This window comes from Sphingobium subterraneum (assembly GCF_014199435.1).
Classification (GTDB): domain Bacteria; phylum Pseudomonadota; class Alphaproteobacteria; order Sphingomonadales; family Sphingomonadaceae; genus Sphingobium; species Sphingobium subterraneum.
This window is the reverse complement of the sequence record NZ_JACIJP010000001.1, coordinates 889,757-912,655: the sequence shown is the minus strand read 5'-3', so window position 1 is coordinate 912,655 and position 22,899 is coordinate 889,757. Positions and strand designations below refer to the sequence as shown.

At 63.8% G+C, this 22,899-nt stretch carries 20 protein-coding genes and 1 tRNA gene; 16 read left to right on the top strand and 5 right to left on the bottom strand.

The features are described 5' to 3' along the window. Positions 1 to 200: 200 nt before the first annotated feature. From FHS92_RS04445 to ligA, 15 genes are all read left to right on the top strand, one after another. A tRNA-Gln gene (locus FHS92_RS04445) sits at positions 201 to 275 on the top strand. Positions 276 to 369: 94 nt separating this feature from the next. Then, positions 370 to 1,140, top strand: coding sequence for an NUDIX hydrolase (locus tag FHS92_RS04440; RefSeq protein ID WP_184077828.1), 771 nt, complete (start codon positions 370 to 372; stop codon positions 1,138 to 1,140). A 155-nt stretch (positions 1,141 to 1,295) separates the two neighbouring features. Continuing rightward, on the top strand, positions 1,296 to 1,820 hold the full coding sequence (gene rimP, locus FHS92_RS04435; RefSeq protein ID WP_184077826.1) for a ribosome maturation protein RimP: 525 nt from the start codon (positions 1,296 to 1,298) through the stop codon (positions 1,818 to 1,820). 9 nt (positions 1,821 to 1,829) lie between these two features. Continuing rightward, positions 1,830 to 3,443 carry a transcription termination factor NusA gene (gene nusA / locus FHS92_RS04430; protein WP_184077825.1) on the top strand — a complete coding sequence of 538 codons (1,614 nt, stop codon included), beginning with the start codon at positions 1,830 to 1,832 and terminating at the stop codon, positions 3,441 to 3,443. A 63-nt stretch (positions 3,444 to 3,506) separates the two neighbouring features. Then, the gene (locus tag FHS92_RS04425) at positions 3,507 to 4,172 is read left to right on the top strand and encodes a DUF448 domain-containing protein (RefSeq protein ID WP_184077823.1); all 666 of its coding nucleotides are present in this window, start codon (positions 3,507 to 3,509) and stop codon (positions 4,170 to 4,172) included. A 65-nt stretch (positions 4,173 to 4,237) separates the two neighbouring features. Further along, positions 4,238 to 6,769 carry a translation initiation factor IF-2 gene (gene infB / locus FHS92_RS04420; protein ID WP_184077821.1) on the top strand — a complete coding sequence of 844 codons (2,532 nt, stop codon included), beginning with the start codon at positions 4,238 to 4,240 and terminating at the stop codon, positions 6,767 to 6,769. 26 nt (positions 6,770 to 6,795) lie between these two features. Then, a complete protein-coding gene (rbfA, locus tag FHS92_RS04415) occupies positions 6,796 to 7,197 on the top strand; it encodes a 30S ribosome-binding factor RbfA (RefSeq protein ID WP_184077819.1) in 402 nt (133 codons plus the stop codon). Continuing rightward, complete coding sequence (gene truB / locus FHS92_RS04410; RefSeq protein WP_184077817.1) at positions 7,190 to 8,128, top strand: tRNA pseudouridine(55) synthase TruB; 939 nt, start codon at positions 7,190 to 7,192, stop codon at positions 8,126 to 8,128. The genes rbfA and truB overlap by 8 nt, the downstream gene beginning before the upstream one ends. A 16-nt stretch (positions 8,129 to 8,144) precedes the next feature. Next, entirely contained in the window at positions 8,145 to 8,414 is a 270-nt protein-coding gene (rpsO, locus tag FHS92_RS04405) for a 30S ribosomal protein S15 (RefSeq protein WP_184077815.1), read from the top strand. A gap of 196 nt (positions 8,415 to 8,610) precedes the next feature. After that, complete coding sequence (gene pnp, locus FHS92_RS04400) at positions 8,611 to 10,914, top strand: polyribonucleotide nucleotidyltransferase (RefSeq protein ID WP_184077813.1); 2,304 nt, start codon at positions 8,611 to 8,613, stop codon at positions 10,912 to 10,914. 342 nt (positions 10,915 to 11,256) lie between these two features. Next, positions 11,257 to 11,649, top strand: coding sequence for a hypothetical protein (locus FHS92_RS04395; RefSeq protein WP_184077811.1), 393 nt, complete (start codon positions 11,257 to 11,259; stop codon positions 11,647 to 11,649). A 90-nt stretch (positions 11,650 to 11,739) separates the two neighbouring features. Then, positions 11,740 to 12,753, top strand: a complete 1,014-nt coding sequence (locus FHS92_RS04390; protein WP_184077809.1) for a histidine kinase dimerization/phosphoacceptor domain -containing protein — start codon at positions 11,740 to 11,742, stop codon at positions 12,751 to 12,753. A gap of 109 nt (positions 12,754 to 12,862) precedes the next feature. After that, positions 12,863 to 13,648, top strand: a complete 786-nt coding sequence (locus tag FHS92_RS04385; protein WP_425506223.1) for an outer membrane protein assembly factor BamD — start codon at positions 12,863 to 12,865, stop codon at positions 13,646 to 13,648. Between the two features lie 12 nt (positions 13,649 to 13,660). Then, positions 13,661 to 15,325, top strand: a complete 1,665-nt coding sequence (gene recN, locus FHS92_RS04380; RefSeq protein WP_184077805.1) for a DNA repair protein RecN — start codon at positions 13,661 to 13,663, stop codon at positions 15,323 to 15,325. A gap of 61 nt (positions 15,326 to 15,386) precedes the next feature. Then, complete coding sequence (gene ligA / locus FHS92_RS04375; protein ID WP_184077803.1) at positions 15,387 to 17,486, top strand: NAD-dependent DNA ligase LigA; 2,100 nt, start codon at positions 15,387 to 15,389, stop codon at positions 17,484 to 17,486. 6 nt (positions 17,487 to 17,492) lie between these two features. Here ligA and FHS92_RS04370 read toward each other — a convergent pair whose 3' ends face one another. Then, the gene (locus FHS92_RS04370) at positions 17,493 to 18,818 is read right to left on the bottom strand and encodes a PQQ-dependent sugar dehydrogenase (protein ID WP_184077801.1); all 1,326 of its coding nucleotides are present in this window, start codon (positions 18,816 to 18,818) and stop codon (positions 17,493 to 17,495) included. A 37-nt stretch (positions 18,819 to 18,855) separates the two neighbouring features. After that, positions 18,856 to 19,056: a hypothetical protein gene (locus FHS92_RS04365; RefSeq protein ID WP_246351756.1), complete on the bottom strand. Its 201-nt coding sequence runs from the start codon at positions 19,054 to 19,056 to the stop codon at positions 18,856 to 18,858. Positions 19,057 to 19,240: 184 nt separating this feature from the next. Between FHS92_RS04365 and FHS92_RS04360 the strand changes: the two genes are divergently transcribed. Further along, a complete protein-coding gene (locus tag FHS92_RS04360) occupies positions 19,241 to 19,450 on the top strand; it encodes a hypothetical protein (protein WP_184077799.1) in 210 nt (69 codons plus the stop codon). Positions 19,451 to 19,598: 148 nt separating this feature from the next. Here FHS92_RS04360 and argC read toward each other — a convergent pair whose 3' ends face one another. The 3 genes from argC to FHS92_RS04345 form a co-directional block, all read right to left on the bottom strand. Continuing rightward, positions 19,599 to 20,525 carry an N-acetyl-gamma-glutamyl-phosphate reductase gene (gene argC, locus FHS92_RS04355; protein WP_184077797.1) on the bottom strand — a complete coding sequence of 309 codons (927 nt, stop codon included), beginning with the start codon at positions 20,523 to 20,525 and terminating at the stop codon, positions 19,599 to 19,601. Further along, positions 20,522 to 21,433, bottom strand: a complete 912-nt coding sequence (locus tag FHS92_RS04350; protein ID WP_184077795.1) for a C40 family peptidase — start codon at positions 21,431 to 21,433, stop codon at positions 20,522 to 20,524. Before FHS92_RS04350 ends, argC begins: the two co-directional genes overlap by 4 nt. Positions 21,434 to 21,494: 61 nt before the next feature. Next, entirely contained in the window at positions 21,495 to 22,892 is a 1,398-nt protein-coding gene (locus FHS92_RS04345) for a leucyl aminopeptidase family protein (protein ID WP_184077793.1), read from the bottom strand. Positions 22,893 to 22,899: the final 7 nt, after the last annotated feature.

The window sequence follows — 22,899 nt, the reverse complement described above, 5'->3', positions numbered from 1 at the left end:
GGTGGCGTGAATTGGCGGAATTGGCAAGTGCCTCAGGGCACGCCGCCATGGCTTTTTGCGTTTCGGGCGAGGGGCGCGAGCCTATGGGCTGCCCGGGACCATCGGAACAAAATCACGGTTCCCTTTCCCGTTTCACCCGTTATATGCCTGCCCAGCCGACGGCTCTCCGCGCAAGGGGAGGCACAACAGATCGGCCATGCTGGGGCGTCGCCAAGCGGTAAGGCAGCGGCTTTTGATGCCGCCATGCGCAGGTTCGAATCCTGCCGCCCCAGCCAGTTCTCTGTTCACCCGTTGTTTGTTATGCGGCGTAGGTCCGATCGTCAGCGTCGTTTGTTGACCGCATGAAGCAATGGGATCACAGGAATGTCCATGTCCGATACTGCCGTTTCGCCACCTGTCCGGTCGGCCGCGACTCTGATCATCCTGCGCGACGTTGGACGCGGGCCTGAAGTGCTGATGGTCGAGCGGCATGAGCAGCTCGCTTTTGCGGGCGGAGCTCTGGTCTTCCCGGGCGGGGCGGTGGACCCGGCGGATTTCGCGCATGTGCAGGTCATTGGGCCCGCGCTGGAACGGGAAGATGGCGCGGGGCGGATCGCCGCTATTCGTGAGACATTGGAAGAAAGCGGACTGGCGGTCGGTTTTGATCAGGCGGGAGATGTCGATGCTGTTCGCGCGCTGCGCGCTGCGCTGGAGGCATCGACCCCGTTTGCCGATGCTCTCGCTGCGGCCGGGCTGGCGCTTGATCTCGATGCGCTGTTGCCGTTTGCGCGGTGGCGGCCTCCACCCCATATCCACCGCGTGTTCGACACGCGCTTTTATCTGGCCATGGTGGATGCCGATCATCATGAAGCGGTGGCGGATGGGCGAGAAACGGCCCGGACACTTTGGGCGCGCCCGGCGGAGTTATTGGACGCTGCCGCGCGGCAAGAAGCGAAAGTGATCTTTCCAACCCGGTGCAATCTGGAACGGCTGGCGCAATTCGATTCGATCACCGCCATTTTCGCCCATGCCCGGGCGCAGCCGGTAGAGCTGGTCGTCCCCCGGACCGAGGTGCGCGACGGCGAAAAATATCTCACTATTCCCGAGGGAATAGGCTATCCGCGCACGGCCGAGCTGCTCATTAATGCGATGCGGGGGTAGGCGTTCAGGGCGCGAGCAAAGATGTTGCGTTCGCGCAGGTGAGCTTCTATAGGGCTCTTGCTTTCCTGACATCGTCACACAATGTCGGGCCGGAACCGAAAGGGTCCGGCGGCACTTTCGCGTAACCGGCTTCGGCCGAAACTTCTGGAACCGGATTGAGCGACCACGCTGCTCTTGTTGAACTGATTGAGCCGGAGGTAAAAGCCCTCGGCTTCGATCTTGTGCGCGTGAAACTGTTCGGTTCCGGGGAAGATCGCACGTTGCAGGTGATGGCCGAGCGCCCTGACACGCGGCAGCTGGTGATCGAGGATTGCGCCGCGATTTCACGTCGCCTGTCGGATGTTCTGGACGAGGCCGACCCGATCGAGGAGGCCTATCGGCTGGAGGTCAGCTCGCCGGGGATCGACCGCCCGCTGACGCGGCTCCACGACTTTGCCGACTGGGCGGGGCACGAAGTGCGTATCACCGTCGATGAAGCGGTCGAGGGGCGCAAGACATTGAAGGGCATTTTGGGCGGCCTAGATGGCGAGGCAATCCTGCTGTCCGACGCAAAGACAGGCGATGTGCGTATCGCCTTCGAAAATATCAACGGCGCCAAGCTGGTGCTGACGGATGCACTGATACGTGCTACCATGCCGCTCTCGACGACGGGTGCGGACGAGATCGAAACGGAAGAGTAAGGGACTGCCATGGCCACCGCCATTTCCGCAAACAGGGCTGAACTGATCGCTATCGCCAACTCGGTCGCAACCGAGAAGATGATCGATCGCGCGATTGTGATCGAGGCGATGGAGGACGCAATCCAGCGTGCCGCCCGCGCCCGTTACGGCGCCGAGAACGACATCCGTGCCAAGCTCGATCCCGATACCGGCGATCTGCGCTTGTGGCGCGTGGTCGAAGTCGTGGAAGTGGTCGAGGATTATTTTCGCCAGGTGGATCTGAAATCCGCGCAAAAGCTCCAGCCTGACGCGGCGATTGGCGATTTCATCGTCGATCCGCTGCCTCCGATCGATCTGGGCCGCATTGACGCGCAGTCGGCCAAGCAGGTGATCTTCCAGAAGGTCCGCGATGCCGAGCGCGAGCGTCAGCACGAAGAGTTCAAGGATCGCGTGGGTGAAATCATCACCGGCGTCGTCAAGTCGGTTGAGTTCGGTCATGTCGTCGTCAATCTGGGCCGGGCCGAGGGCGTCATCCGCCGCGATCAGCAGATCCCGCGCGAAGTAGTCCGCGTCGGCGACCGTGTCCGTTCGGTGATCCTCAATGTCCGTCGCGAAAATCGCGGACCGCAAATCTTCCTGAGCCGTGCCCACCCCGAATTCATGAAGAAGCTGTTCGCGCAGGAAGTGCCCGAGATTTACGATGGCATCATCGAGATCAAGGCCGCCGCGCGCGATCCGGGCAGCCGCGCAAAGATTGGCGTCATCAGCCGCGACGGGTCGATCGATCCCGTTGGCGCGTGCGTCGGCATGAAGGGCAGCCGCGTTCAGGCGGTCGTGCAGGAAATGCAGGGCGAGAAGATCGACATCATCCCCTGGAGCGAGGACACGGCGACCTTCGTCGTCAACGCGCTGCAGCCTGCAACCGTCAGCCGCGTCGTCATCGACGAGGACGAGGGCAGGATCGAGGTCGTTGTGCCTGACGATCAGCTGTCGCTCGCCATCGGCCGTCGCGGCCAGAATGTCCGCCTCGCCAGCCAATTGACCGGCAAGGCTATCGACATCATGACCGAAGCCGACGCCAGCGAGAAGCGTCAGAAGGAATTCGTCGAGCGCTCCGAGTTGTTCCAGAACGAGCTGGATGTCGACGAGACGCTGTCGCAGCTGCTGGTTGCTGAGGGCTTCGGCGAACTGGAAGAAGTCGCCTATGTTTCTATCGACGAGCTGGCCTCGATCGAAGGGTTCGACGACGAACTGGCGCAGGAACTGCAGAGCCGCGCGCAGGAAGCGCTCGACCGCCGCGAAGCAAGCGCACGCGAAGAGCGGCGCGGCATGGGCGTCGAGGATGCACTGGCTGAACTGCCGCATCTTACCGAAGCGATGCTGGTCACGCTGGGCAAGGCGGGCATCAAGACGCTCGACGATCTGGCCGATCTGGCGACGGACGAACTGATCGCCAAGAAGCGGGTCGACCAGCGCCGCCAGCGCAAGGAACAGTCCGAAGACAAGGGCGGTGTTCTGGCAGAATATGGTCTGTCCGAAGAACAGGGCAACGAGATCATCATGGCCGCCCGCGCGCACTGGTTCGCTGACGAAGAGACCGGAGACAATGGGGAGGACGCACATGCTGCGGAAACTTCCCAATGACACTCTAGGGTTTAGCTGCTCTGCCAGGCTTCGCGTGCGGCCCTCCTGCCAAGGAGGTATCGCATGACCGAGCGTCGCTGCATCCTTTCGTCCGTCACGACCGATCCGGACACGCTGATCCGCCTTGCGCTCTCGCAAGATGGTGACGTGGCGCCCGACGTGCGCGCCAAGGCGCCGGGGCGCGGCGCATGGATCGGCGTGTCGCGCGCGGAGCTGGAAAAGGCGCTAGCCAAGGGCAAACTCAAGGCTGCCCTCGCACGGGCGTTCAAGACCGGAGAGATCCGCATTCCCGACGATCTGGCCGACCGGATCGAGGCGGCGCTGAAAGCGCAGGCGATGGAGCGGCTGGGGCTGGAGGCGCGGGCATCCAATCTTCTCACCGGATCGGAAAAGATCGATGTCGCAGCGCGTCGGGGTCAGGTCCGTCTGATGCTGCACACCGCCGATGCCGCACCGGATGGTCGGCGCAAGCTCGACCAGGCATGGCGCGTCGGCGAAGAAGAAGAGGGCAGCGAAATGTCCGGTCTGGTCTTGCCGGTCGATCGCGAGTCCCTATCTATGGCGGTAGGGCGGCAGAATGTCGTGCACATCGCCGTCACTAATGCGGGAGCCGCCGGGCGGCTCCGCGCCATTCTTACCCGCTGGCAAAGCTTCACCGGATGCGCTAACGAGGCGCATTCCTGCGGCTCGCCGGTGGTCGATGCGGGTGACATGTCCATCGGGCAGTGAATTCAGGCGGTTTTCCGACGCGGAAGGCCTGCCACAGTTTGAAACGAGAAGGTACGATTTAGTCGATGAGTGATAGCACCGAAGACAAGCCGACACTGGGCCGCAAGCCGCTTGGCATCAAGCGGACCGTGGAGTCGGGTCAGGTCCAGCAGAGCTTCAGCCACGGGCGGAAGAACACCGTCGTGGTCGAGGTGAAGCGGCGGCGTATCATCGGCAAGCCGGGGGACGCGCCTGCCGCTCCCGAACCCGTGGCGGTGGCCGAAGTGGCCGCGCCCCCTCCGCCGCCGGTTGCGCCACGCCCCGCGCCTGCGCCGACGCAGGCTCCCCGGAGCGATCTGATGTCGCGCCAGGAACTGCAGTCGAAGCTGCTGCGGGAGGCCGAGGAAGCGCGCATGACGGCGCTCGAGGATGCACGTCGCCGCGAAGAAGCGCAGCGTCTTGCCGCGAGCGAGGAAGAAAAGCGCCGCGCGGAAGACAATCGCAAGGCGGATGCCGAAGCGCCCGCGCCTGTCGTGGAAGAAGCTCCGCAGCCTGCTATCCAGGAAGAGGCTCCTGCCACCTCGCCGGATGCTACCGAAGAGGAAGCACCCCGCAGCGATCGTGCCGCCCCGCCGCCGCCGCGTCGCTTCACCCCTGTTGCGCCGGTCAAGCGTCCCGAGCCGGTCAAGCCGGATCGTACCAAGCGCGGCGGGGATGACCGTCGCCAGTCGGGCAAGCTTACGGTCACGCGTGCCTTGTCGGATGATGACAGCGCACGCGCTCGCAGCCTGGCCGCGCTGAAGCGCGCGCGGGAGAAGGAACATCGCCGGACCCATTTGGGCGGATCGCAGCAGAATCGCGACAAGCAAGTACGCGACGTGGTCGTACCGGAAGCGATTACCGTGCAGGAGCTCGCCAACCGCATGGCCGAAAAGGGCGCGGATCTGGTGAAGGCCCTGTTCAAGATGGGTAACCCCGTCACGGTCAACCAGACGATCGACCAGGACACCGCGGAACTTCTCGTCACCGAATTCGGGCACAATATTCTGCGTGTGTCGGATTCCGACGTCGAAATCGATACGGCCTCGGATGTGGACGCGCCCGAGACACTGCAGGCGCGTGCTCCTGTCGTCACGATCATGGGCCATGTCGACCACGGCAAGACCTCGCTGCTCGACGCGTTGCGCGGTACGGACGTGGTGTCCGGGGAGTCGGGGGGTATTACGCAGCATATCGGCGCGTATCAGGTGAAAACCAAGGGCGGTGAGATCATCACCTTCCTCGATACGCCGGGTCACGAAGCGTTTTCGGAGATGCGCGCGCGTGGCGCCAATATTACCGACATCGTCATCCTCGTGGTGGCGGCCGACGATGGCCTGATGCCGCAGACGATCGAGGCGATCAACCACACCAAGGCGGCCGGCGTGCCGATGATCGTGGCGATCAACAAGGTCGACAAGGATAGCGCCAATCCGCAGCGGGTACGGGAACGCTTGCTTGAGCACGAAGTCGTTGTCGAGGGCATGGGCGGCGACGTTCAAGACGTCGAAGTGTCGGCCCTCAAGAAGATCGGTCTCGATGACCTGATCGAAAAGATCCTGCTTCAGGCCGAACTGCTCGAACTGACGGCCAACCCGGATCGCGCCGCCGAGGGCACCGTGATCGAGGCGAAGCTCGACAAGGGCCGGGGGCCGGTTGCAACCGTGCTCGTCGGGCGCGGTACGCTGCGCGTCGGCGATACGTTCGTTGTGGGCGCGGAAAGCGGCAAGGTCCGGGCGATGGTCAACGACAAGGGCCAGAACATCAAGGAGGCCGGGCCTTCCAGTCCGGTCGAAGTGCTGGGTCTGTCCGGTGTTCCAGGCGCTGGTGACCAGATGTCGGTCGTCGAGAACGAAGCGCGCGCACGCGAAGTCGCCGCCTATCGCGCCGAACAGGCCACGAAGAAGCGGACCACTGCGGCTCCCACCAACTTCGAGAGCATGTTCTCGGCTTTGTCCGACAAGATCATCGAATATGCCGTCGTCGTGAAGGGCGATGTGCAGGGGTCGGTCGAAGCGATCGTCACGGCGCTCAACCGTATTTCGACGGATGAGATTAAGGTGCGGGTGCTGCACAGCGGCGTGGGTGCGATCACCGAAAGCGACGTTACGCTAGCGGCGGCCAGCCGCGCGCCGTTGATCGGGTTCAACGTACGCCCCAACGCCAAGGCCCGTGCGCTTGCCGAGCGGGACAAGGTGTCGCTGCGCTATTACGACGTGATCTACGACCTGCTCGAAGAAGTGAAGGCGGAGATGGCAGGTCAGCTCGCTCCCGAACGGATCGAAACGATCATCGGCCGGGCCGAGGTTCGCGAAGTCTTCCCGGCGGGCAAGAAGGACAAGGCGGCCGGTCTGCTCGTGGTCGATGGACTTATCCGGAAGGGCGTCAATGCGCGCCTTACCCGCGACGATGTCATCGTTTCGCGCACGGTCATCGCGTCGCTGCGGCGCTTCAAGGACGATGTCGCCGAAGTGCGCGCGGGTCTGGAGTGCGGTACGGTGCTGGCCGACACGAACGACATCAAGCCGGGCGATATCCTCGAACTCTTCGATGTCGAGGAACGCGCACGGACGCTGTGAGGCTGGTCCTTGGGAAGGTCTGACTGATGGCTGCACCTGTCAAAGCCGGGGGCGAAGGCCCCTCCGTCCGCGTATTGCGCGTCGGGGAACAGGTGCGTCATGTTTTGTCTGATATATTGATGCGCGGCGATGTGCACGATGACACGCTGGCGAAGCATCTCGTCAGTGTGACGGAAGTGCGGATGTCGCCGGACCTGCGCCACGCCACGGCGTTCATCAAGCCGCTGCTGGGCAAGGACGAAGAGGCCGTGTTGAAGGCGCTGCGCACCAACACGGCGTTCTTCCAGCGCGAGGTCGCCAAGCGCATCAAGCTTAAATACGCCGCGAAAATCAAGTTCATCGCCGACGAAAGCTTTGACGAGGGCAGCCACATCGACAAGCTGCTGCGTGATCCGAAGGTGGCGCAGGACATCATCAAGGATGAATGACGGGGGCGAGCAGGGGGCTCCGCTCCATGGCTGGCTGATCCTCGACAAACCCCATGGGCTGGGATCGACCCAGGGGGTGAGTGCGGTCAAGCGCGCTATCCGCGAGGCGGGGTTGCCCAAGACGAAAGTGGGGCATGGCGGCACGCTCGATCCGCTGGCGACCGGCGTGCTCCCGATCGCGCTCGGCGAAGCAACGAAACTGGCCGGGCGGATGCTCGACAGCGACAAGATCTATGACTTCACCATCGCCTTTGGAGCGCAGACCGACACGCTCGATCTGGAAGGCGCGGTTATCGCGACGAGTGATGTCCGCCCGACACAGGGCGCGGTGGAGGCGGTTCTGTCGCGCTTCACAGGGCCGATCGAACAGGCTCCACCCGCCTATAGCGCGATCCTGATCGACGGGCAGCGTGCCTATGATCTGGCGCGCGCAGGGCAGCAGCCCGAGATGAAGACGCGCGCGGTGACGGTGCATGCGCTCGCCATCTGCGATCCTGCTAGGGGAGATCCAGGGGAGGACAATGGGGTGGATGCCATCACCCTGACTGCCCACGTCTCCAAAGGCACCTATATCCGTAGCTTGGCACGGGACGTCGCCCTGGCGTTGGGGACAGTGGGGCATGTCACGCTATTGCGGCGGGTCAAGGCGGGGCCATTTAGGCTGGATCAGGCGATTTCGCTGGACAAATTGGCGCAAGCGGCTAAGGAGCGCTCCATCGCGCAGCTGTTGCTGCCGTTGACGGCTGGGCTGGACGACATACCGGCTCTCCCCGTCACCCCGGATCAGGCGGTGGCCCTCAAACAGGGCCGCATACTCCCCGGGGACCCCTGCAAAGAGGGACTGATGCTGGCCATGCTGGGCGACACGCCCATTGCGCTGGTTTCAGGAGATCAGGCCGAGATATCGGTCGTGCGGGGCTTCAATCTCTAGTGTCGAAAGGAAGTCTATGTCGATCACTGTTGAGCGCAAGGAAGCGCTAATTAAAGAACATGCCCGCGCCGAGGGCGACACCGGTTCGCCGGAAGTACAGGTGGCGATCCTCTCTGAGCGGATCTCGAACCTGACCGAACATTTCAAGGGACATCACAAGGATAATCATAGCCGCCGTGGCCTGCTGATGATGGTCAACAAGCGCCGCAGCCTGCTGGATTACCTTAAAAAGAAAGATCAGGGACGCTATACCGACCTGATCGCGAAGCTGGGTCTTCGCAAGTAACGCACTGGCTCGGCCCGCTTCGGCGGGCCGTTTGCTTTTGTGCTCCATCTCGCTCCGGCGGGATGACGATGGGGAAGGGCAATTCGGTTCTTCCTCGCCTTGGGGCCAGAACGCGCCCCTGAACCGCCGCGGGCCGGTTAGCCCGCTTTTGCAAGCCCCGCCGTGCAATAGGGCGCAGCGGGTGGAAGGAAATCTCATGTTTGACGTAAAGAAAGTAGAAATCGAGTGGGGCGGAAAGACCCTGACACTCGAAACGGGTCGTATTGCCCGTCAGGCCGATGGCGCCGTGTTGGCGACCTATGGCGAAACCGTGGTGCTGTGCGCTGTCACCGCCGCCAAATCCGTGAAGGAAGGGCAGGATTTCTTCCCGCTCACCGTTCACTATCAGGAAAAATTCTCCGCAGCAGGCCGCATCCCCGGTGGCTTCTTCAAGCGTGAACGCGGCGCGACCGAAAAGGAAACGCTGACCAGCCGCCTGATCGACCGTCCGGTCCGTCCGCTGTTCCCCGAAGGTTTCTACAACGAAATCAACGTCATCTGCCAGGTTCTGTCGTTCGACGGCGAAACTGAGGCAGACATCGTGGCCATGGTCGCCGCTTCGGCAGCGCTCACCATTTCGGGCGTGCCCTTCATGGGCCCGATCGGCGCAGCGCGCGTCGGCTACAAGGATGGCGAGTATCAGCTCAACCCGTCGATGGACGAAGTGAAGGCCGGTGAACTCGATCTGGTCGTTGCGGCGACGCAGGACGCGGTGATGATGGTCGAATCCGAAGCCAAGGAGTTGTCGGAAGACGTCATGCTCGGCGCGGTGCTGTTCGCGCACAAGGCGTGCCGCGAAGTTGTCGGCGCGATCATCAAGCTGGCCGAGAAAGCCGCCAAGGACCCTTGGGAAATGGCGGAACAGGCCGATCTGTCGGCCGCGAAGCAGAAGCTGCGCGACCTGATCGGTGCGGACATTGCCGCCGCATACAAGGTGACGGACAAGTCTGCCCGCTCCAACCTGCTGAACGAAGCCCGTGCGAAGGCGAAGGCGGCATTCGCCGACGCCGCTCCGCAGGACCAGATGGCTGCGGGCAAGCTGATGAAGAAGCTGGAAGCGGAAATCGTTCGTGGCGCGATCCTGAAGGACGGCAGCCGCATCGACGGCCGCACGACCACGCAGATCCGTCCGATCGAGGCGATCGTCGGCTTCCTGCCGCGCACGCATGGTTCGGCGCTGTTCACGCGCGGCGAAACGCAGTCGATCTGCACCACCACGCTGGGCACCAAGGACAGCGAGCAGATGATCGACGGCCTCACTGGCCTGTCGTACGAAAGCTTCATGCTGCACTATAACTTCCCGCCCTATTCGGTCGGTGAAGTGGGCCGCTTTGGCGCTCCGGGTCGTCGTGAAGTCGGCCATGGCAAGCTGGCATGGCGTGCGCTGCACCCCGTGCTGCCGAGCAAGGACGAGTTCCCCTACACGATCCGCGTTCTGTCCGACATCACCGAATCCAACGGCTCTTCGTCGATGGCAACGGTGTGCGGCGGTTCGCTCTCGATGATGGACGCGGGCGTTCCGCTCAAGCGTCCGGTATCGGGCATCGCCATGGGCCTGATTCTCGAAGGGTCGGAATTCGCTGTGTTGAGCGATATTTTGGGCGACGAAGATCATCTCGGCGATATGGATTTCAAGGTGGCGGGCACATCCGAAGGCATCACCACGATGCAGATGGACATCAAGATCGCAGGTATCACCGAGGAAATCTTCAAGGCTGCGCTCAATCAGGCCAAGGAAGGCCGTGCGCATATCCTGGGCGAGATGAGCAAGGCGCTGGGCGAAGTGCGGACCGAGCTGTCGGCCCATGCTCCGCGCATCGAGACGCTGCAGATCGACAAGTCGAAGATCCGCGAAGTCATCGGCACCGGCGGCAAGGTCATCCGTGAAATCGTTGCGGAAACCGGCGCGAAGGTCGACATCGACGACGAGGGCCTGATCAAGATCAGCTCGTCCGACATCAAGCAGATCGAAGCGGCGAAGAACTGGATCCTCGGCATTGTCGAGGAAGCGGAAGTCGGCAAGGTCTACAACGGCAAGGTCGTCAACCTCGTCGATTTCGGCGCGTTCGTGAACTTCATGGGCGGCAAGGACGGTCTCGTCCATGTGTCCGAAATCCGCAACGAGCGGGTTGAGAAGGTCGCGGATGTTCTGTCCGAAGGGCAGGAAGTCAAGGTCAAGGTGCTGGAGATCGATCCGCGCGGCAAGGTTCGCCTGTCGATGCGCGTCGTCGACCAGGAAACCGGGGAGGAACTGGAAGACACCCGTCCGGCTCGCGAACCGCGCGAGGACCGTGGTCCCCGTGGTGACCGTGGTCCGCGTCGGGATGGCGGCGGAGATCGCGGCGGTGACCGTCGTCGTGGCCGTGGTGGCGACCGTGATCGCGGCCCGCGCGAACCGCGCAGCGAAGGTGGAAATGACGATGCGCCGGGCGGTCTGCCTGATTTCCTGACGCAGGATTGATCGACACTCACGCGAATTTCGGCTGACGAACGATTGTCTGCCGGTTCGACTAGGGAGAGGGCCGCCGGGAAACCGCGCGGCCCTTTTCGTTATTCTAGCGCGTTTCGTGCGGAGCAGCCGGGAGGCTTTCCGCTACGGAAGCGGTTGGCATGAGCACTTAAGACCCTTCACTGTCCCGCAGGTACGGGACAGGACAAACGATTGAATCGCTCCTATCTGCCCATCATCCCGTAAGCATCCTCCCCCCACGAGGTAACGCAGCGTGGGTCATTGGTAGGCGCTGCGTTTTCGGCTGTCGGGTCGCTGCCAATGGCCACTTTCACCGTTGGTTGGAGAACCGGCATGACGCACGACACGCGCGCCGGCGACGGTGCCTTCACCCCTTTGGAAGAATGGCCGATCGCCGTCACGCGATCCTCCGCCGTGGAGGAGAAGGCGGCACGCCTGCACCAGCTCAATCGCCGCCGGGCGCTGCATTTCAACACGCTGGTCATGACGGACAGCGCCATGGACGTGATGCTGACCCTGCTGGTGGGACATGAGCAGGGACGGGCGATTAGCCGGAACGCGCTCGCAATGGCGAACCTGATGACGTCGGGCGATGCGGACGCCGTGCTCGCGGCGCTGGACGAGGCGGATTATATTATCGCGAGCGACGGCGGGATCCGGTTGAGCGAACGCGGCGTCTCATTGATGCGCGGCTATGTGGTGATCGCGCCGGACCGGGCGGCCTGAACCGCGACGCACCACCCTGATGGGGCACCGAACGATAAACATTGGATTTCTTCCCCGACGCCGATAGACCACGGGAAAGAGGGGAATGTCGTGAATCGGGAAAGTTATCGTTTCATCGAACGGCTGCCTTTGTTCTCCGATCATCGCTGGATGGGATATCTTGTCGCGATCGTGGTGAGCTTCCTCGCGTTGCTGACCCGGATTGCGGTGGACCATATTCTGCCGATCGGCTTCCCGTTCGTTACCTTCTTTCCGGGCATCATCCTGACGTCATTTCTGTTCGGGGTGCGGCCGGGTATCGTGGCTGCGACGGTGAGCGGCGGCCTGTCCTATTTCTTCTTCGTCGATCCTGCGCACACGGCTGCCTTCTCCCGCTCGACCGCAGTGGCGATGAGTTTTTACCTGTTTGTCGTCGCCACCGATATTCTCCTCATCCATCTGATGCAGAGGGCGAATGCGTTCCTGGCGCAAGAGCGGGAGCGCAACCGGGAACTGGCGGAAACACGCCAGATCCTGTTCGGCGAGTTGCAGCATCGCGTGTCCAACAATCTTCAGGTCGTGAGCGCTTTGCTGACGTTGCAGCGGGCGCGGATCTCGGATGAGGAGGCGGGCCGGTCGCTCGATGACGCATCGGTGCGGATCGCGCTCATCGGCAAGATCAGCCGGGGGCTCTACAGCGCTGAACAGACGGTACAGCCGATCGATGATTTCGTCAGCAGGCTGGTGCCGGACATTCTGCTGGCGGCCGGGCGCAGCGACGTCCGCTTTACGATGGACGCGCAGCCGGGGTTGATGCTGCGCGCTGACGCCGTGGTGCCGTTCGCGCTGGTCGTGGCGGAAGCGGTCAACAATGCGGTGGAGCATGCGTTTGCGGACCGGCACGCTCCGCAGCTCAATGTGCATATCGGGAGCGATGCCGAGGCTATGGTCAGCGTGTCGATCGCCGACGACGGACCAGGGCTTTCGGCCGACTTTGCGATGGATCAGGAGCGCAACCTCGGTCTCCGGATCGCCAAGACGCTCGCGCGGCAGCTGAAGGGCGTGTTCCGCATCGAAACCCGCGCAGAAGGCGGCGCGGAAGCACGGTTGACCTTCCCTCTATAATCGCACGTTCGAGGATGACTTTTCGGGTGCGCGCCGTTCGTTCGGGCAATGCCTCTGCCCGCCAAAGTCCCGCTTGGCGAAGGGGCAATGCTTCGCTATGAACCATGCCATGCGAACAACCATCACCAAGCCGCTGGGCCTTCTCGCCGTTGCCCTGATCGCCACGACGGCCCTGTCGGGCTGTGCGAAGAACCGCAGCAAGAGCGACACGCAATATGTCGCGCGCGATGTCAGCACGCTGTATAACAGCGCGAAATACCGGCTGGACCGTGGGCAGTTCAAGATGGCGGCGGCGCTGTTCGATGAGGTCGAGCGGCAGCATCCTTATTCGCCCTGGGCGCGCCGCGCTCAATTGATGAGCGCGTTCAGCTATTACATGAACCGCGATTATACCGAAGCCGTGCAGGGCGCGCAGCGCTTCCTGTCGATCCATCCGGGCAACAAGGATGCGCCCTACGCCTTCTACCTCATCTCGCTGTGCTATTATGAGCAGATCGCGGACGTGACGCGCGACCAGAAGGTGACGCAGCAGGCGCTGGACTCGCTTGGGGAACTCATCCGCCGCTATCCGCAGACAAAATATGCGGCCGATGCGCGCCTGAAACTTGACCTCGTCAACGACCATCTCGCGGGCAAGGAAATGGAGATCGGGCGTTTCCACGAGCGCAGGGGGCAGTGGCTGGCGGCAACGCTGCGGTTCCGCAACGTGGTCGACAAATATCAGACGACCACGCATGCGCCCGAAGCGCTGGAGCGGCTGGTCGAGGGCTATCTTGCGCTCGGCATTCCCGAGGAGGCGAAGAAGGCGGCGGCCGTGCTTGGTGCCAACTATCCGGGTTCCAAATGGTACAACGAGGCTTACAAGCTCATCCAGGAACATGCGAAGGGCGCATAAGGCGGCGGGGAGATGCTGACTGCACTCTCCATCCGCAACATCGTTCTGATCGAGGAACTTGATCTGGAATTTGACGCCGGGCTGGGCGTGCTCACCGGCGAGACCGGAGCGGGCAAGTCGATCCTGCTGGATTCGCTGGGGCTGACGCTGGGCGCGCGGGCGGACAGCGGGCTGGTACGCCATGGCGAGGCGCAGGCGAGCGTCGCCGCAACATTCGACACCGCCGCCTGTCGCGACCGGATCGACGCGCTGATCGGCGAACAGGGGATCGAGGCCGAGCCGGGCGAACCGCTGCTGATCCGGCGCACCCTCAAGAGCGATGGCGGAAGCCGTGCCTTCATTAACGGTCAGCCGGTCTCCGCCGCTACGCTCCGCGATGTCGGTGCGCTGCTGGTCGAGATCCATGGGCAGCATGACGACCGGGGCTTGCTGAACCCGGCGGGGCACCGCACCCTGTTGGACAGTTTCGGGCAGTGCGATGTTGCGGCGGTGAGCGCAGCTTATGGCGCATGGAAGCGCGCGCGTGAGGCACTGGATGCCGCGCGAACGGATGTGACGAATGCCGAGCGGGACCGCGATTATCTCGCTCATGCCATCGGCGAACTCACGACCTTCGCACCAGAGCCGGGGGAAGAGGAGACGCTCGCTGATGCGCGTGCGGCGATGCAGAAGGGCGCGCGCCTGACCGACGATTTGACCAGCGTGACGGACCTGCTCGACGGGTCGGACGGGGGCATTGCGCAATTGCGGCAGGCGGCACGGCGGCTGGACCGGATCGCGCCGGACCATGAATTGTTGGCCGAGGCCCTGTCTGCGCTGGACCGGGCGGTCATAGAGGCGAGCGAGGCGCAGGACCATCTGGCACGTGCCACCGAGGCACTGGTCTATGATCCCGACCGGCTGGAGAGCATCGAGACGCGGTTGTTCGAGCTGCGCGCGCTCGCCCGCAAGCATCAGGTGCAGCCCGATGCGTTGGCTGATCTGTTGGCCGAGATGCAGGAGAAGCTGGGGCGGATCGAAGCCGGGGCCGAAGGTCTGGTGGAGCTGGAACGCGCAGCGCAGGCGGCGCAGGCGGCTTATGGTGCGGCGGCGCAGGCGCTGAGTGAGCAGCGGAGCGCAGCGGCCGCACGGCTGGATGCGGCGGTGGCGGCCGAACTGGCGCCGTTGAAGCTTGACGCCGCGCGGTTCCGTACCTTGGTCGAGCCGCTTACCGAGGGGCAATGGAGCGAGCGCGGCATGGACCGGGTGGAGTTCCTGATTTCCACCAACCCGGGCGCGCCGTTTGCGCCGCTGACCAAAATTGCGAGCGGCGGCGAACTGTCGCGCTTCATCCTCGCGCTGAAAGTGGCACTGGCGGAAGAGGGTGGGGCGCAGACAATCATCTTCGACGAAATCGACCGGGGCGTGGGCGGCGCGGTGGCGTCGGCTATTGGGGAGCGGCTCGCGCGTCTGGCGCAGAGCACGCAGTTGCTGGTGGTGACGCACTCACCCCAAGTCGCGGCGCGGGGCGGGCAACATCTTCTTATCGCGAAATCCTCGGTCGGCACCGTGACGCGTACCGATGTGCGGCCGCTGGACGAGAGCGGACGGCGCGAAGAGATCGCGCGGATGCTCTCCGGCGCGGACATCACCGCCGAGGCGCGTGCGCAGGCGGACCGGCTGCTGGAGCGGGTGTGATGGAGATAGTTGTGTGTGTTTCCGCCACCCCCAATCCCTCCTCTGAAGAGGAGGGGCTCATATGACCGATCTCTCCGAAGCCGAGGCTGCCAACCGCCTGATGCGGCTCGCCAAGCTCATCGCACATCATAACCGGCGCTATCATGCGGAGGATGCGCCGGAGATCAGCGACGCGGACTATGACGCGCTGGTGAGGGAGAATAATGCGCTGGAGGCGGCGTTCCCGCATCTGGTGCGTGCGGATAGCCCCAACGCGCAGGTGGGCGCTTCGGTCGAGGCGTCGCCGCTTGCCAAGGTGCCGCACGAGAAGCGCATGATGTCGCTCGACAACGCGTTCGCGGATGAGGATGTCGCGGAGTTTGTCGCCCGGGTGCGACGCTACCTTAACATCGCCGAGGATGCGCCAGTCGTGATGACGGCGGAGGACAAGATCGACGGGCTGTCGCTCTCGATCCGCTATGAAGACCGGCAGCTTGTCCGTGCGGCCACCCGCGGCGACGGGCAGGTGGGGGAGGATGTGACCCCCAATGTGCGTCACATATCCGACATTCCCCAGACCCTGCCCGCCGATGCGCCCGATGTGTTCGAGGTACGCGGCGAGGTCTATATGGCCAAGGCCGACTTTGTCGCGCTCAATGCCCGGTTGATGCAGGAGGGAGAAGCGAACGCGGCCGCGAAAGGTGAAACGTTCGACCCCGAAAGCGTGCGGCAGTTTGCCAATCCGCGTAACGCAGCGGCGGGATCACTGCGGCAGAAGGACGCGAACGTCACCGCCAGCCGCCCGCTGCGCTTTCTGGCCCATGGCTGGGGCGTGGCAAGCGCGCTGCCGGGTGAGAGCCAGATGGATGTGATGCAGGCCATCGGCCGCTGGGGTTTTCCGCTGTCGGAGCATCTGCTGCGGCTCGACACAGTCGCGGAGCTGCTGGCGCATTATCGCGCGATCGAGCGGCTGCGCGCGGACATGCCCTATGACATCGACGGGGTCGTGTACAAGGTTGACCGGCTCGACTGGCAGGAGCGGCTGGGCTTCGTCGCCAAGGCGCCGCGCTGGGCGATCGCGCACAAATTCCCGGCGGAGCAGGCGCAGACCGACCTGATCGCCATCGATATACAGGTCGGGCGGACGGGCAAGCTCACCCCTGTGGGGCGTTTGACCCCGGTGACGGTGGGTGGCGTCGTCGTGTCCAATGTGACGCTGCACAATCGCGACGAGATCGGGCGGCTGGGCGTGCGGCCGGGCGACCGGGTGCTGGTGCAGCGCGCGGGCGATGTCATCCCGCAGATCGTCGATAATCTGACGCGTGAAGTGGAGCGCGCTTCCTACGTCTTTCCCGATCACTGCCCGGCGTGCGGATCGGAAGCGGTGGCGGAAGAAGGCGAGGTCGATGTGCGTTGTACCGCGGGCCTTATTTGCCCGGCGCAGCGGATCGAGCGGCTGCGGCATTTCGTGTCGCGCGGGGCGCTCGATATCGACGGGCTGGGCGAGAAGTCGATTCAGGAATTCTTCGAACTGGGCTGGCTGCACAGCCCCGCCGATATCTTCCGCCTGAAGGAGCATCGGCAGGAACTGCTGGGCCGCGAGGGGTGGAAGGAGAAGTCCGTCGACAATCTGCTCGCCGCTATCGAGGACCGGCGCTCGCCCGATGCCGCTCGGCTGCTGTTCGCGCTCGGTATCCGCCATGTCGGCGCGGTGACGGCGCGCGACTTGATGAAAGCCTTCGTGACGCTGCCCGCCCTGCGGGAGGTGGCGGAGAGTGCGCCGGAAGACCCGGCGGCACGAGAACGGCTCGTGGCGATTGACGGCATCGGTCCGGCAGTGGTCGAGGCGCTGGGTGACTTCTTCCATGAAACGCACAACCGGGAAGTATGGGATGACCTGCTGGGGCAGGTGTCACCGCCACCCTATGTGGTCGAAGTGCGGGCGAGCGCGGTGTCGGGCAAAACCATCGTCTTTACAGGCAAGCTCGAAACGATGAGCCGCGAGGAAGCGAAGGCGCAGGCCGAAGCGCTGGGTGCGCGTGCTGCGGGATCGGTGTCGGCCGCGACCGGTTTGGTCGTCGCCGGGCCGGGGGCGGGGTCCAAGCTCAAGAAAGCGGCGGAACTCGGCATCGAGGTCATCGACGAGGCCGCCTGGGCGGAGATCGTGAAGAGTGCGGGGTAGGGCGGGTTACCGCGCCCGCACGCGCCAGATCACGCCACCGACGTCATCGCTCACCAACAGTGATCCATCCCCGTTCACCACGACGTCGACCGGGCGCCCACGGGCCTGCTGCTGAGCGTCGACAAAGCCGGTGAGAACATCGAGTGGCTTGCCGGTCGGACGACCGGTCGCGTCGAACGGCACGAACACGACCTTGTATCCCGACAGGGGCGAGCGGTTCCAGCTGCCGTGCAACCCGACGAATGCGCCGTTGGCAAAGGTGTTGCCGAGCTTGGCACCGGTCGAAAAGGTGAGACCCAGGGGCGCCACGTGGTTGCCGAGCGAGAAATCGGGCCGCTTGGTATATTCGCGCACTTCCGGGCGGGCGGGCTGGACCCGCTTGTCTTCATAGCCGCCCCAGTAATTCCATGGCCAGCCGTAGAACGCCCCGAATTCGACGCGGGTCAGATAATCAGGGACCAGGTCGGATCCGAGCATGTCGCGCTCGTTTACCACGGCCCAGAGCGTTCCGTTCTTCGGCTCCCACGCCATACCAACGGGATTGCGAAGGCCGGACGCAAAGACGCGGTTATCGCCATTGGCGGGGTTGATTTCTATGATGGCGGCGCGATTAATCTCGGCATCCAGACCATTTTCCGCCACGTTGCTGTTGGCGCCCACCGCAACATAGAGCAGCTTGCCGTCCGGGCTGGCGATGAGGTTACGCGTCCAGTGCATATTCGGCGCATCGGCGGGAAGGCGCACAATCTTGCGCCCCTTTCCGTCGATCTTCGTGGCGCCCTCTGTATAAGGGAATGCCATCAGCGCATCGGTGTTGGCGACGTAGAGCGTCTTGCCTACCAACGCCATTCCATAGGGCGAGTTGAGGCCCGAAAGGAATGTCGTCTTCACATCAGCCTTGCCATCACCATTGGTGTCGCGCAGCAGGATGATGCGGTTGGGGGAGGGGTCGCCCGCTCCGACGCGCTTCATCAGGGCGTTCTGAATACGATCGGTGATGCCATTGGTGGGGCGCGGGGGGCTGTTCGTTTCCGCCACCAACAGGTCGCCATTGGGCAGACGAAGCATTGATCGGGGATGGCTGAGAGCGTCGGCGAAGCGCTCAACAGTCAGTCCGGCGGCAGGGCGGGGCGCCTCTCCCCCCTTCCAGCCGACCGCCTTGGCCGTCTCGACGGTGGGAAAGGTCTCCTGCCGCTGAGGCGTGAACACCGGCTCGCGGCCGACGGACTGGGCATCGGTCAACTGGGCGATATCGTCGCGGGTCGCAAAGAACCAACCGACGCCCGCAAGGACGAGCAACATGACGAGCAGGATCAGGAGGTTCTTTTTCATGGCTCTTTACATAGGTGCAGGAGCCCGATGCGGCAAGTCAGCGAGCGCGTTCACGCCACCACAGGACAAGGGCGATCAGAACGCCCCCTCCGAGACCAACCAGGAGGCCGATGCTGGGCTGATTGAGCAAGCCGCCACCAATCACCCCAGCGAGCGCCAGCAGAGCAATGATCGCACCCCCGCCCGTCGGGTTGCGGGGGGGAGTGTCGTGCGGTCGGGGCATGGGATCGTCGGACATGGCTTACCTCTGGATTGCGCCATATCGGGACTGGGACCGTCCCGCCAGTGCACAATTGTCCCGATATGGCATTTGCCTAACCAATCGTTGACCACTGAGTTGCGCGGGCAGCGGTGATCACCCGGAAATGGCACAGCTATTGTACCTGTGAAGCGAGACTGGCCAATTTCCAATGTGGGGAAACATGCACCTGCCATATTTAGCGGACCGCACGAGCTACGAAGATGCGGCCGAACTGATTGCGCGCTTTGGGGACAATGCGGGCTATGAAGCGGCGACCCGCGCGGACAAGAGCCGCGATCTGGGAAACCACATCCATTTCTGTCGCTGGCGCCAGATCGAGCGGTTCATCGTGCTGATGTCCGTGAACGCGCCGGTGGGGACGGTGCATTAGTCGTCCTAGGGCCAATCGACATTCAGATGATGACGTGACGAAAATGGTGGTTTTGCGTGACCCGGAGCGCAGCGTACTCAAGTACGTGAGCACCGGAAGCACGGAAAATCGCGATTTGCAGGCCGTCAGAGCTGAATGTCGATCGGCCCTAGAGGTTGAGCCCGGCCGCTTCGTCCAGTCCGGCGAGGATGTTGAGGTTCTGCACCGCCGCGCCCGACGCGCCCTTGCCAAGGTTGTCGAACGCGGCCACGAGCCGTGCCTGCGATCCGTCCGACCTGGCAAAGACGTAAAGCTCGATCCGGTCCGTGCCGGATACCTGCTCTATCGTGAGCAGTGTCTCGTCGCCGTTCGGTATCACCTTGACGATCCGCGAACCCGCATAGGCTTGCGCCAGCGCATCATGGATCGCCTGTGGCGACGGTTTGCCGGGGATCACCGCCAGCGGCAGCGGGACATCGACAATCATGCCCCGGTTGAGATTGGCAACGGACGGTGCGAAAATAGGCGCGTGGACGAGGCCGCAATGCACCTGCATCTCCGGCACATGCTTGTGCGCGAGGGTGAGCGCGTAGGTCCGCCACGCGGTCGGGGCGGGGCCATCCTCAAACTCGGCGATCATCGCTTTGCCACCGCCGGAATACCCCGAGACGGCATTGGCTGACAGCGGCCAGTCCGCCGGGATCAGGCCTGCCCTCACAAGCGGCGCGACGAGCGCGATGAAGCCGGTCGAATAGCACCCCGGGTTGCTGACGCGCGAGGATGCAGCGACCGCATCACGGCCGACGACTTCGGGAAAACCATAGGTCCAGCCCGGCGCCGTGCGGTGCGCGGTGGACGCGTCGATCACCTTCGTACGGTCGTTGTCGATCAGCGCCACGGCCTCCCGAGCGGCATCGTCGGGCAGGCAGAGGATGACAACATCGGCGGCGTTGAGCGCATCGCGCCGTGCGGAGGGATCCTTGCGGTGCGCTTCGTCGAGGGTGATGAGCGCGAACTCGCTCCGTCCGTCGAGCCGATCGCGAATTTCGAGGCCGGTGGTGCCGACAGCTCCGTCGATAAAAACCTGTGTGGTCATAGGGTAATCCGTCGCCGGGCGAGGACCGGCTGTTCGTGGTCGGGCGCGAGGCGTGCGATGACGTCCGCTAGGGGTTCGATCATCGTGCGCATCCAGAACGCATTGGCGTGCAGCAGGTTCTCTCCATCGGTCATAATGCCGACATGCCCGGGAAAGAAAACGAAATCGCCGCGCTGCAGCGGGGAGTCATCCGCGAGCGGCGCGCCGATGCTCTCGCGCTGGAGATCGCTGTCGCGCGGCGCTGCGATGCCGCATCGGCCAAGCGCAACCTGAACCAGACCCGAGCAGTCGATGCCGCCATGGCCGCGTCCACCCCAGACATAAGGCTGGCCGATATAATCCTGCGCGACGGCGACCCAGTCGTTCGCGGTTTCGGTGGTTGGCGCCAGATGGCGCAGGTGCGCCGCGCCTTCGTCGGTCATCAGGAAGGCGCCTTCTACCGATCCGGCGAGGAGCGAACCGGCGGGCAGTATATCCCGGACTGGCGTCTTGATGTCGGGGTCCGTGAAGAGCGGCGCGGACGGTGCGATAACGCGGTGCGTCGCCGCAAGCGCGCCTGTGTCGAGCGCGTCGCGTTCGACATAACCGACATAACCGTCATGTCCGCAAAAGCCCCAGGCCCATGCGCCTGTCACGTCGAGGAGGTGAAAGGCCTCGCCCGACAGCAGTTGTGTAACCGCTACAGCGTCCGGATGGCCCGAACTGCGCAGAAATGCGCCTGCCACGCAGCAGTGCATGGTCTGCGCCTTGGCGTAATGCGGTGCGAAAAGCACGCCTGCGAGGCTGAAATCCGCAAGGTCGCCGCGCACGGCATGGATGCGCCCGTCAAGCTTGACCGAGCGTCCCGAGAGGTGAAACTGGACCCGCGCGGGCGACGCTCCGGCGGCGAGATTTTTTTCGTTCTTCATCGCGAGGCTCCTGCGATGAAAGGAGTATGCCGGTCAAGAAATGATTGCCTTTCGCCCCGTATCATGCCGGGGCATAGCGCTCGCGTAACAGGCCATAGGCCGCGCGCAAGCCGAGCGCGTCTCCGCCCTTGGGACGGCCGGGCTTGGCGGCGGGTCGCCAGGCGAAGGTGTCGAAATGCGCCCAGGGCGTACCCTCGTCGACGAACCTCTGAAGAAACAAGGCAGCGGTGATCGCTCCGGCAAAGCCGCCTTCTCCCGAGTTGGAAAGGTCGGCGATGTCGGATTTCAGCATGTCGCCATAGCCAGACCAGAGCGGCAGCCGCCATGCCGGGTCGTCCTGCTCGGTTCCCGCGCGCAGCAGCGCATCAGCCAACGCATCGTCATTGGCGAACAGGGCGGGCAGCTCGGGCCCCAGAGCCACGCGCGCAGCGCCGGTGAGGGTCGCGAAATCGATGACAAGTTCCGGCTTGTCTTCCATCGCTTTGGTAAGCGCATCGGCAAGGACGAGCCGACCTTCGGCGTCGGTGTTACCGATTTCCACGAACAGGCCCTTGCGGCTGGTAAGGACATCGCCGGGGCGAAAGGCGTTGCCGCTGATCGCGTTTTCGACGGCGGGTATTAGAAGATGGAGGCGCACTGGCAGGCGGCTTTCCATGACGAGCCGGGCGAGAGCCAGCGCGTGGGCCGCGCCGCCCATGTCCTTCTTCATCAGGCGCATGGCGGAGGACGGCTTGATGTCCAGCCCGCCGCTGTCGAAGCAGACTCCCTTGCCGATAATGGCGACGCGGGGGTGGGCGGGGTTACCCCATATGATCTCGATCAAACGGGGCGCGAAGGCGCGGTCCGCTGCGCGACCCACGGCGTGGATCATCGGGTAGCCGCGTTCCAGATCGTCTCCGCGCGTGACAGTAAGCGCGGCGTCCTGCGCCTTGGCGATGGTTGTGGCCATCGCCTCGATATCCGGCGGTCCCATGTTGGCCGTCGGTGTATTCACCATGTCGCGGACGAGCGCGACCGCCTGGGCAACGCGCACCGCTTCGTCGATCCGTGCGACATTGCGGGTCAGGAGCACGCGCGGACCCATGGGCTCGTCCTTGGGTGCGCGGTAGCGGTCGAAGCGATATTGCCCGGTCATCCAGCCATGGGCGGCCGCGCCAATGTCCCGGTCCGCGACGCGATAGATTCCAGCTGGGAGCACCTGAGCAAGCTTGGCAAGGCACCAGCTCGACAGGTTCCCGACATCCGCGACGGATGTGACGACCGACCAGTCATCGGCCGCCTCGCCCGGCAGGATCGCATGTTCATGACCTTTCGCCTTGAAATTGCGGGCGGCCAGCGCGGTCCGGTGGCGCTCCGGTTGCACTTTCAGCCAGTCTTCATAGGTCTTGGGATCGACCAGGTGAATATCGCGGGCGGGCTGGCCGGTGTCGGCCTTGAGCAAAAGGGAATAATCGGTCATTCCGCCT

What these genes read in the sequence shown, in the direction of transcription:
- FHS92_RS04360 (WP_184077799.1), top strand. Translation starts at nt 19,241, where the DNA reads ATGCACCTGCCATATTTAGCGGACCGCACGAGCTACGAAGATGCGGCC.
- FHS92_RS04345 (WP_184077793.1), bottom strand. Translation starts at nt 22,892, where the DNA reads ATGACCGATTATTCCCTTTTGCTCAAGGCCGACACCGGCCAGCCCGCC.
- FHS92_RS04385 (WP_425506223.1), top strand. Translation starts at nt 12,863, where the DNA reads ATGCGAACAACCATCACCAAGCCGCTGGGCCTTCTCGCCGTTGCCCTG.
- rpsO (WP_184077815.1), top strand. Translation starts at nt 8,145, where the DNA reads ATGTCGATCACTGTTGAGCGCAAGGAAGCGCTAATTAAAGAACATGCC.
- rbfA (WP_184077819.1), top strand. Translation starts at nt 6,796, where the DNA reads ATGGCTGCACCTGTCAAAGCCGGGGGCGAAGGCCCCTCCGTCCGCGTA.
- FHS92_RS04370 (WP_184077801.1), bottom strand. Translation starts at nt 18,818, where the DNA reads ATGAAAAAGAACCTCCTGATCCTGCTCGTCATGTTGCTCGTCCTTGCG.
- ligA (WP_184077803.1), top strand. Translation starts at nt 15,387, where the DNA reads ATGACCGATCTCTCCGAAGCCGAGGCTGCCAACCGCCTGATGCGGCTC.
- FHS92_RS04365 (WP_246351756.1), bottom strand. Translation starts at nt 19,056, where the DNA reads ATGTCCGACGATCCCATGCCCCGACCGCACGACACTCCCCCCCGCAAC.
- FHS92_RS04440 (WP_184077828.1), top strand. Translation starts at nt 370, where the DNA reads ATGTCCGATACTGCCGTTTCGCCACCTGTCCGGTCGGCCGCGACTCTG.
- truB (WP_184077817.1), top strand. Translation starts at nt 7,190, where the DNA reads ATGAATGACGGGGGCGAGCAGGGGGCTCCGCTCCATGGCTGGCTGATC.
- pnp (WP_184077813.1), top strand. Translation starts at nt 8,611, where the DNA reads ATGTTTGACGTAAAGAAAGTAGAAATCGAGTGGGGCGGAAAGACCCTG.
- argC (WP_184077797.1), bottom strand. Translation starts at nt 20,525, where the DNA reads ATGACCACACAGGTTTTTATCGACGGAGCTGTCGGCACCACCGGCCTC.
- recN (WP_184077805.1), top strand. Translation starts at nt 13,661, where the DNA reads ATGCTGACTGCACTCTCCATCCGCAACATCGTTCTGATCGAGGAACTT.
- nusA (WP_184077825.1), top strand. Translation starts at nt 1,830, where the DNA reads ATGGCCACCGCCATTTCCGCAAACAGGGCTGAACTGATCGCTATCGCC.
- FHS92_RS04395 (WP_184077811.1), top strand. Translation starts at nt 11,257, where the DNA reads ATGACGCACGACACGCGCGCCGGCGACGGTGCCTTCACCCCTTTGGAA.
- FHS92_RS04350 (WP_184077795.1), bottom strand. Translation starts at nt 21,433, where the DNA reads ATGAAGAACGAAAAAAATCTCGCCGCCGGAGCGTCGCCCGCGCGGGTC.
- infB (WP_184077821.1), top strand. Translation starts at nt 4,238, where the DNA reads ATGAGTGATAGCACCGAAGACAAGCCGACACTGGGCCGCAAGCCGCTT.
- FHS92_RS04425 (WP_184077823.1), top strand. Translation starts at nt 3,507, where the DNA reads ATGACCGAGCGTCGCTGCATCCTTTCGTCCGTCACGACCGATCCGGAC.